The organism is Pseudoalteromonas aurantia 208, assembly GCF_014858725.1.
GTDB classification, from domain to species: domain Bacteria; phylum Pseudomonadota; class Gammaproteobacteria; order Enterobacterales; family Alteromonadaceae; genus Pseudoalteromonas; species Pseudoalteromonas aurantia.
The window spans coordinates 921,819-934,660 of the sequence record NZ_AQGV01000015.1; the positions used below are offsets into that span (position 1 = coordinate 921,819).

At 43.4% G+C, this 12,842-nt stretch carries 12 protein-coding genes; all 12 read right to left on the reverse strand.

The genetic code is table 11. The features are described 5' to 3' along the window. Positions 1 to 3: 3 nt before the first annotated feature. Positions 4 to 444, reverse strand: coding sequence for an SRPBCC family protein (locus PAUR_RS22185; RefSeq protein WP_192509892.1), 441 nt, complete (start codon positions 442 to 444; stop codon positions 4 to 6). A 50-nt stretch (positions 445 to 494) separates the two neighbouring features. Continuing rightward, complete coding sequence (locus tag PAUR_RS22190) at positions 495 to 968, reverse strand: SixA phosphatase family protein (RefSeq protein WP_192509893.1); 474 nt, start codon at positions 966 to 968, stop codon at positions 495 to 497. 105 nt (positions 969 to 1,073) lie between these two features. After that, complete coding sequence (locus PAUR_RS22195; protein ID WP_192509894.1) at positions 1,074 to 2,762, reverse strand: acyl-CoA dehydrogenase family protein; 1,689 nt, start codon at positions 2,760 to 2,762, stop codon at positions 1,074 to 1,076. Then, entirely contained in the window at positions 2,743 to 3,423 is a 681-nt protein-coding gene (locus tag PAUR_RS22200) for a 4'-phosphopantetheinyl transferase family protein (RefSeq protein ID WP_192509895.1), read from the reverse strand. Before PAUR_RS22200 ends, PAUR_RS22195 begins: the two co-directional genes overlap by 20 nt. 9 nt (positions 3,424 to 3,432) lie before the next feature. Then, positions 3,433 to 3,738 carry a RedY protein gene (locus PAUR_RS22205; RefSeq protein WP_192509896.1) on the reverse strand — a complete coding sequence of 102 codons (306 nt, stop codon included), beginning with the start codon at positions 3,736 to 3,738 and terminating at the stop codon, positions 3,433 to 3,435. Next, a complete protein-coding gene (locus tag PAUR_RS22210; protein WP_192509897.1) occupies positions 3,739 to 6,435 on the reverse strand; it encodes a PEP/pyruvate-binding domain-containing protein in 2,697 nt (898 codons plus the stop codon). It lies immediately after the preceding gene. 26 nt (positions 6,436 to 6,461) lie between these two features. Beyond that, a complete protein-coding gene (locus PAUR_RS22215) occupies positions 6,462 to 7,475 on the reverse strand; it encodes a class I SAM-dependent methyltransferase (RefSeq protein ID WP_192510175.1) in 1,014 nt (337 codons plus the stop codon). A 9-nt stretch (positions 7,476 to 7,484) separates the two neighbouring features. Further along, complete coding sequence (locus PAUR_RS22220; protein WP_192509898.1) at positions 7,485 to 8,678, reverse strand: hypothetical protein; 1,194 nt, start codon at positions 8,676 to 8,678, stop codon at positions 7,485 to 7,487. Then, entirely contained in the window at positions 8,675 to 9,394 is a 720-nt protein-coding gene (locus PAUR_RS22225; protein ID WP_192509899.1) for an ABC transporter ATP-binding protein, read from the reverse strand. Before PAUR_RS22225 ends, PAUR_RS22220 begins: the two co-directional genes overlap by 4 nt. A 10-nt stretch (positions 9,395 to 9,404) precedes the next feature. Beyond that, complete coding sequence (locus PAUR_RS22230) at positions 9,405 to 10,661, reverse strand: ABC transporter permease (RefSeq protein ID WP_192509900.1); 1,257 nt, start codon at positions 10,659 to 10,661, stop codon at positions 9,405 to 9,407. Continuing rightward, positions 10,658 to 12,067, reverse strand: coding sequence for an ABC transporter permease (locus tag PAUR_RS22235; RefSeq protein WP_192509901.1), 1,410 nt, complete (start codon positions 12,065 to 12,067; stop codon positions 10,658 to 10,660). The genes PAUR_RS22230 and PAUR_RS22235 overlap by 4 nt, the downstream gene beginning before the upstream one ends. A 9-nt stretch (positions 12,068 to 12,076) precedes the next feature. Next, on the reverse strand, positions 12,077 to 12,838 hold the full coding sequence (locus PAUR_RS22240) for an outer membrane lipoprotein-sorting protein (protein WP_192509902.1): 762 nt from the start codon (positions 12,836 to 12,838) through the stop codon (positions 12,077 to 12,079). Positions 12,839 to 12,842: the final 4 nt, after the last annotated feature.

Here is a 12,842-nt window from a genome sequence, read left to right on the forward strand (position 1 = left end):
ATGTTAAAGCGCACTTTTCAGATCAAGTAAGTCTTGTGACAATGCCGTTTTTAATTGCCGGTTCATAAAAGGGGAAAATACCCAGTTGAGTATTTTCGACAGTGTTGTATGTGCTTCTGCCCTAAAATGCATTGTTAGTTCACACCCTTTGGACTTTTCTATAATTTCTAACGTTGTAATATAAATACAGCCATGGCTTTGGGCGCATGTGGTGTAATATTTGTTGGTTTGTGCGCTGGTGATCCACATGGTTTCTGTGGCGTCTTTACCAAACATGGTGCGTGTTTCTTGCCACTTTAGGCCAATCAACCCTGAACTAGGTCGGGATAATACACGCAAGGTTTTAATGGCGCGTATGCGTTGTTGTGCGCCGTCGATGTCGGTAATGATAGACCATACATGCTCGGCTTTGGCGGGGAAAAACGCACTGACACTGACTTTCATAACAGGGTTACTCGGCAGGTTACTTAATGTCAGTGTAGTTGATTAGTAAGCTAATTGGATGATAATTTTTGCATTTTCCACTGTGATTGATTAGGTGTCAAAATAAAGACTTTACTAAATTGATTTTCGTTAATTGTCACAATGTGACCACTTAATAGCTTTATGAGCGCCGGCGTTGTATTACTGTGACCAGCAATCGCTACCGTGCCTGTGAGTTTTCGTATATTGTCAGCGAATGTACTCAGATCATGCGGCTCATAGTGGGTAACGGGTAGAGCAACTTTTTTAGCCAGCGGTAAAATCGTTTGCTGCGTGCGGTTATAATTGGTACTAAACAAATGTTTAGGCGCATAGGATTGCACCATCGTCGCTAATCGCTTAGCGCGTTCTTGACCTTTGGCTGTGAGGTGTGGGTCTTTCCCTTGCATTTTTTCTGCATGTCGAAATAAAATAATGTGCTCAGGCTGTGAAAAAGCGTGCCAAGTTGTTAATGTACACAGCAATCCGATGAGTATAATTTTCATGATATGAAACGTAAGCTTGTTGATTTTTAGAGACTTTACCAAAGAGAAAAGCGTGAAGCAAATAGGCAGGTTTCCCTGCCAAAGTGCGTAACTTTATCTTTAACATCAGAAATTTAATAATGAATAAATAGCTTGCGTTTGATGCTGTGTGTTGAGTGTGTGAAGTAGTGCCTCACTTGGTTCGAACAAATCAGAGTCATTTAGAGTAACCTGCAATAGATCTTCAGCAATCGTGTTATTGCTAAGCAATGGATGTTCAGGGTTATAAACAATGAATAGTGCACAGCAACTCGCTGCAAATAGTTGTGTATATTGTTTGGTTATCGCAAAGCGAGCGATACTTGTTGGTTCGTTTTGTTCACTATGTTGAAGCGTTTGTACGCAATCGCACCAGTTTAAAATTTGCTGTTTCAGGACTGCGAATTGCTGCGCTAAAGACGCGGTTACCGTATGTTCATGGAGTTGCTCGGTGATGGCGAGAAATGACGATAGAACCGGATCATTACCCATGTTATTTATTGATAAATCATGGCTATCAAGGTTTGCTACTGGTTTGGTGGTATCTAGGCTGAACCACAGCTCTAAGTCTTGATGAAGCTCCACTTGAGCCAGCAATTTGGCTGCAATGGCATTAGTTTGTGACGATATCAACCCGAGATTCAACTGACTACTGCCATCAAACAAAGAGACAACGGCATTGTCCCTTTGCATTTTTTGAAATATACCCGCTTGGTACTCTTCACGTAAATAATACCGAGCGCCTAAAATGACTTTTAGTTCGTCAATCGCTAACTCAGTGGTTTTAGGCACCCAATATTTACAACATGCAGAATAGACGCTTAAACTTTTACTGGCATAACTAATGGCTTTACTACTGGCTAAAGACACCATTTCAGCAACAATTAGCTTCGCAAAACTGCGGCCAAGACCTTGCTTCACCGTTGGCATATCAAGTACGGTTTTTTGGTATAAAGCGCGGGACTTTGCAAAGTCATACGTTAAGCGTAAACAGGTATCAAAAGCCCCCAATGAAAAGCCTGCACATAATATGCGTGAAATTTGCAATGCTTTAAGCACGCCATACATACCGGGTTCATTGGTTTCAATCAGTGCTGACTTGGGCACTTTTGTGTTATTGAAACGAACTCCACTGATATCTGCGCATCGGATCCCATGAGTGTTAATTTTCTCGATTGCTTCATAATCAGTAAGCTGAGTTTTATCTAGTAGAAATACTGCAAGCGATTCACGTTGATTGCTATCGTATTTGCGAACCAGAATAGTCATAGTGTGGCCCTCAGTTGCATTGTTGATAAGCCACTTTTCGCCATGTAGCAGGTAACCATCGGTGCAGGGCGTCGCACTGACTTCACTGGCCAATAAGTTACTGCCATGGCGTTTTTCGGTGAGCGCCAAGCAGCCTAAATGGCCTTCGAGTATATGTTTAGCTAATTGCTTTTTTTGCGTCTGATTAGCACATAACCAAATAGGCAGTGCACCTAACATGGTTTGCCCAGTTGCAATGGCTGCGGTCAAATCTCGACGAGAGAGTGCTCTGCACATAAGCAGTAGCTCTGAAAACTCACCTAATTGCCCCCCCAACTCTTGTGGAACAAAGTAGCGAAAATACCCGATGTGGGTTAAATAACTGATATATTCTTCTGGAAATTGCTGTGTTTCATCCAGCGCGACAGACCGTGCAAAGTGAATGGTATTGCTCGCATCGGTTGGGTCGCCGAGGGTGTTTTCAAGTAACTGAACATGATGTAAAAAATCAGGAGTAAGATGCGTCATAATTAGGTTCTAATAATAAAATATCGTGTTGATGAAGTTGCCACGCCTGATATTGCCAATGCGTGATTTGTGTGTAGAGATTGTTGTTAATGATGATGTTATTTGGTTGCCATTTTACAACGGAAACAGCTTGACAAAATGTAAGGAAAGGGCCATGCCCAATAGCTTTGTAAAGCGCTTCTTTAATACACCATAACTGGGTTGCCGTGCGTTTTCCCAGTGTACTCAAACATACTTGTTCACCGGGAGTTAGCCAAGGAGCGGGTGTGTTATTAAACCTTGACTGGTGTTCGGTATCAATGCCGAATGTGCCAGTACACAGTGCCGCAATGGCCAACTCAGCGGTGTGACTGAGGCCTACTGGTAGACCAGAAACTGCACAAAAAGGGGCGCCTTTATTATTCTTAATTAATGATAATTGATGGGTCTTTAGATGAGAGTGAACGTGGTTTTTTAATAACCATTTGGCACTAAGACGCGCACCGAGCCAGCGCAGAGCCGGTTGTTTGAATGTAAAGTCATGATATGTGGCAAGCTCATCATCAGATAAATGTGACATGAGCTGTAGCTTCATAGCAGGGACCATTAACCGCAGCTTTAACTGCGGTAAATGGAGTGCATAGACCTCATGTGTGGGAGATGATTTAAGTTGCGTAAGCATATTAGATGATCACCATTGATAACCCGGCATGAGCTCATCTGCGTGGATGGTTTCCACCACATCTGCCATTTGTGTGAATCTTTCGACTAGAGACTGAAACAAAGGAGTATGGGTTTCTAACTCGAATTCAGCCAATGACGTGACGGATACAACTTCTACATAGTCATAATCTAGGTTATGTACTTTACTCACCACAAAACGTTTTACGGTTTGTAAATCACGACATGCGACGTAATCCGTGTCTGTGACCCACTGTTCAAATTGCGCTCTATGTGCGGTTGATTTCAGTTTTATTTTATCGATAATAATCGGCATTTAATCTTCCTTATCTACAATTACCAGCCCTCTATGGGCATCAATAGTGACTACGTCTGCGGTGTTGATCAGGGTGCTGGCGTGGTGGGTATTTACCACACACGGAATCCCAAATTCACGGGCGACAATTGAACTATGAGATAGCATTGAGCCAATATCCGTAACAACCGCACTGGCAAGTGCAAACAGTGGGGTCCACGAGGCATCGGTGAAGGGCGCAACCAGGATATCGCCTTTTTGAAAGTCGCTGGCTTGGGTTGCTAAATCGGTGATCACGCAGGCACGTGCTCTGCAAAAACCTTCTGAGGTCGTTAACCCCTGTAACGACGTTAAGCTCGGATCAAAAATAAGATCAGGTTGACTGTTAGGTTGACCAATGAAAGTCAGCGGCGGCTCTGGTTGTGTTTGCCATTGCAGGTATTGCGTGCGGTGCTTATTAAGTTGCGTTTGATCGACGAGGTGTTCGGCTGTGCAGCGCTTGTCTAAGTATTTAATGATGTTTTCAAAATCGAGATACGCGACGTCGTCAAGATGGGTTAACAGTCCTTTTTGCATTAAACGTCTGGCGACTTCATACACTACGCGACGAATTAACCAAATTGAGGTGGTCATACTCATGCGTGTTTCTTCGCGTAATTTGGCACATCCACAATATAGTGAAATAACTCGGTTAATTGTAAAACGCTGTGTCCAGCTCAGTTCATTCAGTAGATCACGACTGATTTTTTGCTGTTTTTGTGTTTGTTCAGCCAAGGCACCATCGACTTCATAGCCTTGTTTTAGATAGAGCTTTATCATTTGTAGCACGTAGGTTCTATCGTCTAACCAACGTGGGTTTGTGAGTTCCATTTCTTCACGGCCACGTACACCATTATCGCGCATAAAATTGGCCAAAGGGCCTTGCGAAAATCTCAGTCCGAGTGAGGTCGTGGTGAGGAAGTCTTCAATTTCAGAAATCGTTTTGTTCGTAAATACATCTTTAACCTGAGGCCATGCATTTAGTATTTTACACAATTGCCAAAGCTCTTGTGCACTGGCGACGGTTCGCAAGTTTGACATGTCACCTTTAATTTTATTTTGTAGGTGCTTACTTTTATCACCTAACCATTTAGCACTGAGCTCTTCCAATAACCCATAACAGGCAAACGCATTGATATAATAGGGTAAATAACCTTCGTGCATGGTTTTAAAATACGTTAAGCAATGTGTAAATTCATTGTTGAGTGCTTCGTGAGACAACGCGGTAATATCTTGAACTTGGACTCGATCAAACTCTTCAAAACGTGATGCTATCATTGATTTGGCACGACGTTTTGCTTGAAAAAATTCTTTAACATTTTGCTTGATCCAATACTTTAAACACTGTTTAGGTGTCATATCGGGATGGCTGTGAGCGGTACCATAGGGGTTTTCATATCCAGTTAGGTCGATGGCTTCACTACTAAAACGTGCTAAAAATGGGGTTTGATCTGCTCCGACAGGAGTTTGAGATAGCTGCCACGCTGTATACGATACGTTTAAATAAACGTGACCTTTGTAATAAGCGATAGTTTCATTGGCTTCACCGAGATCCAGTAAACCAAGCTTTTTACCGCAATCAATGTGTACACGGGTTTGATAGTACTGGGCAAATGACAGTCCCAATGGTGTCATACGACCGGTAAATATTTCACCAATGTCCATACGAGACCAGAGAATGTCTTTTTGTACGTGCATTGATTTATTACCTAAATAAAAAGGCTCTGGTTTCACTTTTTGACTGGTAATAGGTCGACTTTGTAGTAGCCAGACTTTGCCGTCACTGATTGTCCACTCGACATCTTGCGGACGGCCAAAATAAGACTCGACTTGACGGAGCACACTATACAGAGCTTGTTGATCAATATGGTTGAGTACTGGCTCATTTTGTAAAGTTGGTGGAACTGAAAGCTTTTTTATATCGCCATTAAGATAAACGACTTGATGTTGCTTTGGCTGGGTTGCATGCGCAATTAACTCGCCATGCGTTTTATCAATATGATAACTATCACTGCTCACTTGGCCTGAAACTAGCCCTTCACATAAACCGTAACAGCCTTCAATAATAAATGCACTTTGTTCGAGTGTGGTTGGGTGTTGGCCAAATGCCACTCCGGATACATCACCAAATTGCATTTGCTGGACAACTACAGCAATTTTTGGTAGCTCAGTTGCTTGGCCCAAGGTTTGTCGATATTGAAATGCGGCGTCACTCAATGCCGAAGCCCAACAAGCTTTAACTGCTTGTAATATATTGTCGGTGCCTTCTACTGCAAGTTTAGTCAGGTGTTGGCCTGCAAATGAGTGGCTTTCGCTGTCTTCATCCGTTGCAGAAGAACGCACTGCAACAGGACCAATTAATAGGGATGCGGCATTACAGACTTGCTCGGCGATATGCTCTGGTATACTGGCGGTCAAAATAGCCTCAGCCAGTGCGCGCCACTGTGTCGCGCCCTGGGTCAGATCAAAGTGTACGAGTAGCTGAGTTTGCTCAAGAAATTCTTCAAATAATGCGACAGTGATGCAGTAGCCATTGGGGACTGGTAAGCCTGCATTGTGCATCGCAATTAGTGACGCACCTTTACCACCTACCTGTTCGGCACGCGCACTGCGTCGAGTATCAAAATGAATAATGCCCTCACAGAGCGGTTGTTTAATGGCAAGAGAATGAATTGTCATGTGTATGTCCTTACGCAAGAAGTAACTTATTTTTGTGCCAAAAATGCAAAGTAGCTTTCACCGGGCATTAAGCGTTTACTGTTGACTTGAGAAAAGCCTGTGCGAGTGAGTGAGCGTTTAAGCTGTTCAACATCAGGTAATGCTCCGCCAATATCGCTTAAGCTGAACCAGAGGTTTAACGCCGTGATGGCGCTACTGCCACCTTGGCAACTGGTGGTCATGAGTAGCTGTCCACCCGGTTTGAGAAGCGAGAGGGCTTTGGCTAGCACTGCTTGTCGCTGGCTCTCAGTGAAGTAATAAATATTGTTATGTAACGTGATCAGGTCATATTGTGATTCGCCTTGTAAGTCAAAGAATGATTTATGGCGTAAATCGACACTTTTGATACCGTGCTTAATTAAGGTTTGATTAGCGTGGGCAACAACATCAGCTTGATAATCAATTGCGGTAATATCGCAACTGTTAAGACGTTTACTGAGGTACACTAAATACTTGCCAGCACCACACCCGACTTCTAAAATAGCCTTCGGTTGAGGTTGCTTTTTTAGTCCCCATTCGATGGCTTCTTCCACGAAAGGTTCTAAAATTTGGGATGACTGGGCAATCACTTTACCGTCTTGATCTGAGAGTTGGTAAGCGTTGTTTTGTTTCATTCGAGTTGGGGCACTCAGTAGCGCGTCATAATGATAACGAATGGCTTCTTCGAACATGGCCGCTGCAATTTGATTTTCTTGTTTAGCTAAGTGACGACTTAGTTTACCTTTTAAACGATATCGGCCTGCGCTAAATCCAAGCTCACCTAAACGTACACCACATTCTAACCAAGCCTCAAGCGCATCTCGTTTATTGTCTTCAATGGTGAGTTGCTGCTGTAACTGGTCTAAGCTTTGTTCTGCTTGACTCAAACTGTTGAGTAAACCACTGGAGTTTGCTGCGGTGACAAAGCTGGTTCGATATACGGTATCTACTTGCTTTCCAAGGCGCAGGAACGCAAAGATATTTTTATCAAAGATGAGCTTTCTTAAAGTGCTTAGTTGCATCATTTATCCTTAAAAATAGTAACGGATCCCAAACTGCAAAAGATCTGAAAACTGTTCAAATTCACTGTTTCTTTGCCCTTTCTGTGGGGTATAGGCCAGCGCGAGTCGTATTTGTAGGTTGTCACTTGCAGAATGGGTAATTACGGCTGAAATGTTAACGTGGTTGTCAATTAGGTTTTGGATTGCCAATAATTCATAGCGAGTTAAATCGCTCCATTCATCAGTGAAAGAAACCGCCATGTAACGCTTAGCAATTCCGAGGTTGGAAATGTTGCTTTGTGCGTAACGTTTTTGCCAAAGCAGATAATCAGAAGCAGTTTCGGCTGCCAGCGTTTGTTGAGTCCATTCGATGGTCAACATGCCATTGGCACCGAGTTTCCTACTTAACCCTAGCAGCATGCGTTGCTGGGATGATTGCTCAAAAAGTTGTTTACTGGTTTGTGATAAATCACCGTATAAGTACTCGGCATATGCATCAACGTTGAGCCAGTTGATGAAATGCTGTGTACTCAAAGAGGCGTATTGCTGTGACTCTCGGTTTGCCAGAGTCAGCAGCCAAACACCCTGCTGTAAGCTTCCCTTTAGCGTTTGTAGCAGGTTGACGTGGCCATTATTATTTACAGTGATAACGCTCTGAGTTTGTACTGTATTGGGGAAGAAATAGTCGTATTTAATGGCATCTACGCCTGACTTGTATAGCCTATCCAAATCGAAGATGTTAAATGCCCCAAGCGGGTCAATTGGTGAAAAAATCCGACCCAGACCAATCGTGATCGGCTGTCGACCAAGCGTGAGGCTGCTACGAGAAAAGCGGCGTTGCCAGTAACTCCAATCAAGCTGTCCGAGCCATTGATGATGGCTGTGTTCATCTTGCCATGTCGCATCGAGTTTACGGTCAACAACTGGTGACGGTGTGAACATGGATAATGCCGATTGATTATCCACGTAATCGAAATCAATTTGTGCATGATTTACCCACTCGCCTTGCAAAAGGTACGACTGCGATTCTAATCGGACGAATTGATTGGAGCCAAGTGCAGCGCGGTCATGGCCATCAATGGCAACGATATTAGCTTCATACACGCCAGACCACATGGGTGCTGGCGTGCTTTGTGATTCTAATAGCAGCTCAAAGTCATCTTCGAACGCGGTGCTGGTAACCTGCATTAATATGCAGGTACTGATGAGTGCTTTTTTTATCACGATGGGATTGCCGCCGGCGAATGTGTCGATGAGATATGTTGCAATTGTTCGTCACGGATGACTTTGCCATCTTGTAGATGAATAACGCGGTGTGCACGTTCGATAACACGGGGATCATGAGAGCTGAATATAAACGTGATCCCTTGCTTTTGGTTCAAGGACACCATGAGATCCAGTAAGCTTTCGGTGGCGCGTGAGTCTAGGTTTGCTGTAGGTTCATCTGCAATGACTAACAAAGGCTTCGCTGCAATAGCGCGTGCAACGGCTACGCGCTGTTGTTGACCGCCACTGAGTTGGGCTGGGAAGCGGTCTTTAAATTCACCTAACCCAACGGCTTCAAGCGTTTCTATGGCGCGTTGTTTTCTTTGCTTTTTATCGATACCAGAGAATTCCATTATCATTTCAGTATTCTCCAAAGCAGTTAGGACAGGCATTAAGTTATATGCCTGAAATACAAAGCCAATTTTTTCTCGGCGGATGTCTGCCAATTTATTATTACTGAATTTAGCAACCTCTTTGTTATCAAATTGATAGGTTCCATTTGTAGGCTGATCTAACATACCAATAATATTGAGCAGGGTGGATTTCCCTGAACCTGAAGGCCCTGCGATAACTGTGAATTCGCCTTGTTTAACCGTCAAATCTATCTCTTTGAGACAGTGAAAAGATTGGTGCTTGTCGGCAAAAACTTTATTAATTTTATTAAGAGTGATCATGATTATTCCTTTAGGCATCTTGGGTTGCAGCAAGCGGTGAACGGTGACCTGCACGGATCGCAGGGATCAAAGTAACAACAAGAGTAAGTAGAAAAACAAATAGAACGCTAAGTGATAGTTTGCTTGCGTCTAATATTGAGTAAAATTTGTCAGGTAATAATACCCCACCTGCTTCCATTGCAGTGCCAAAAACCTCTTTAAAGTCTAGACCTTGCGTTGCAAAGTGGTGATGTCCCCACAAACCTAAAGCAAGACCAAGCGTGAGAGAAAAAGCACTGAGATAAACCGCTTCTAGTAGCACAATTTTTGATACGGTACTGGGCCTTGAACCAAGTGCTATCATCATTGTGAATTCTTTTTTCCGTTTAAAAGTCGACATCAACACCGTATTCAAGATACCAACCGCGACTACGACATAGACGATAAGCATCAGTAGGTACATACCAGCAGCATCGAGCGTGACGGCCGAATAGAGTTCGGGAGCGGCAGTTTGCCATGGTGATATGTTCACATGATTGAATGACGTTTGAAGTTGCGTGGTGGTGTGGGCTAAGCTTTCAGGTGTTTCTAGACTGTATAGACTAATTTGACTGACTTGATCTGGTACCCCTAACAGTGCTTGCAAAGTGTGTAGCGGGACCTCAGCCCAGAATGTATCGAGCTCATGTAAGCCGGTTTTGAAAATACCGGCTACCACAAATGCTGCGCGGGATAAATCGGCGCCACTGGCTGGTTTAGCTGTGATTGTGACTGTATCTCCAACACGTACTTCCAAGTTATTAGCCAAGGTTTCGCCTATGACAATGCCATCAAGGTGGTGGAACGTTTTACTTTGGGGGAACTCAGCGAGCGTTTTCCCTTTAGTGATGGCTCTTTGGTCAGCAATGGCTGACATTTTGACTTCTTTGGCAGGCTCTACACCAGAAATGGTTAATGCAACACCATGGCGGCCAGCTTGAATGAGTGCATCGACGCGTAATCGTGAAACGGCAGTCAACTCTGGTTTATTTTGCCGTATTTGTTGAATTAACTGGTTTGGTTGAACGATTAAATGCTGTAATGATGGGTCATCACTAAAGGATTTATGCTGCACGATGATATGCCCTAAGCCCATGCGTACGCCAATATCAATCATGGCCTTATGGCCTCCATCAGAGAGGCCCATAAATAAAACCATCATGCTAAAAGCAAAAACAATGATAACCGACGTTAAGCATGAACGGCGTTTATTTCTAAGTAAGTTTCGTAATGCGAGCTTATGTATCATGAGCTTCTCATTCCTTGTGCTGGTATTAATTTTGCGGCAGACAAAGCAGGGTATAGCGCGGCGAGCAATGCGATGATGAACATGACAAATACAGGAGTGAATAAGTTATCTAATGTTAATTTTGCTTTAAGTGCGGTGGTCATACCCACACCCGCCAAGCTAAATTCACCAAATTGGCTAATATCCCAACCATACTGTTGTAAATAGCTACCCAGCGTAATTCCCATGATAAGCCCAGCAATTGATGCGATAAGCGTAAGTAGTAAGGTTTCTATTGTCACCACCCACACAACATTACTGCCTTTTAGACCAAGCGCTTTGAGCAGGCACAGTTCTTTTTTGCGTTCCATCACACTGACCAGCATTGCATTCATTACTCCGACGCCAGCGATTAAGAAAATGATAAACACCAACGTGCCCATGAGCGCTTGATTTGACTGGATCAAGGCCAGTATATCTGGGCGTAACTGTGACCAAGTTTGTACGGTTAATGGTTGCTTATGCTCTGCAATAACCGGAGTGAGGGCATTCTGTGTACGTGCCACTGTGGTTAAGTCATATGTTTTGATGGCAATTTCATGACTTTGTTTGGGCAGCTGCAACAGTTTTTGTAGGTCATTTAAATGAAATATAATTCGAGTTCGATCTATAAGATCAGTACCCTGACGACTGGTACCAGCTACTTCTAGCTGTAACGATTGTTGGGCTCCCATTGATGTTTCATACAATAACGTAACAACATCCCCTATATTGGCTTGTAAATTTCTTGCCAATTTCACACCTAAAATAACCTTTGGTGGCACATCCGGTAACGGTGCGAGTGTGTCAATCAGTTGATTGGTGTGTTGTTGAGTTGATGAGGTATTCGAAGATAAGCCATCTAATTCAGCAAATGCGGCAACGACAGCTTGTGCAGTTAATTGTTCATCTAAGCGTAGTTGTGCATCGGTCAATGGACGACTTAATGGCCAAGGAGTCGGTTTGCTTAAAAATTCACCGCTGACCATTTGTTGTGCCAATGTTGTGACTAAACGCTCGTGCTGAGGTTCAACACCGAACAAACTAACACCCACAGATTTATCATTTTTACTGAGATAGCCAAAACTATATAATCTCGCCGCGACGGCAGAAATATCTTTACGGGCGCGCAAGACGTTGAGCAGCTCGGTGTCGTGAGAAATGGTTTGCTGTAATTGGCGTTTTGCTAAATAGTCCTGCTGGTGGATTTGTAGATGTCCGACCTGTCCTGCGGTAGTCCCAGTGACTAAATCATGACTTAATCCATCCATGATGGCTAAGGTGGTGATACAAAAGCCAATACCTAAAGTGATCCCCAATGCGGTCACTGTACTACGTTTGCGGTTCCGTAGTAGATTTCGCCAAGCGAGTTTTATAAATAGTCTCATGTTTTGCCCTTATAAAAATGCTTGTTCTGAAAACTTACTTGCAGCGAGGTCAGTGTTAAATTTAATTTTTTGATAGTGCATACGGGTGAACTCTTGAGGTTTATCACTGACTCGCATTTCCATCACGGTGGGTACCAACATGCCATCCATATTTTTTACTTCTGAATAGGTCAATGTGCGTTCTGGATGCTTGTCTTCTTTTCGTCGGTAATAGGTCACTTGTTCAGGAAAAACACGGTCATTGTCGATATATAGTCTGTATAGCACCTTTGCCCACACAACGGGCGCCGATGGCTGTGGAGTGAGTTCAATTAGGTGGTAGTTACGAGCGTCTTTTTGCCATGCTTCTTTTGCTTCATAGCTGTAGTGCCTTGCTAAATCAGTTTCGCGCATCAGATCGTCATTACTAAAATGGCTGCCCATCCAACTCGATGCCAACATTGAACTACTCATAATTGTCGTGCGTTTATTTCGAGGTTCAAAAAATGAAATACGGTCGTCGATTTTAAGCGTCATATTGCCTCGCCATAATGCTGGCCCGAGCATGCGAACCATCACTTTTTGGGTATCGTTTCTATCGTCAGTAAGCACCAATAACGTAAAATCACGCTGGTATTCGGCCTTATTAATATTCATTTTCAGAACAGATGCAGAGGTTTGAGCGCGTAAAATACGTTCAGCATTGTCTATCCAAAGACCTAACGGTAAATCTGTTTGTGCTTTACTGCCAAAAGAGGCAAAGCACATCAAGAAAAAAATGAGTTGTTTCATAATG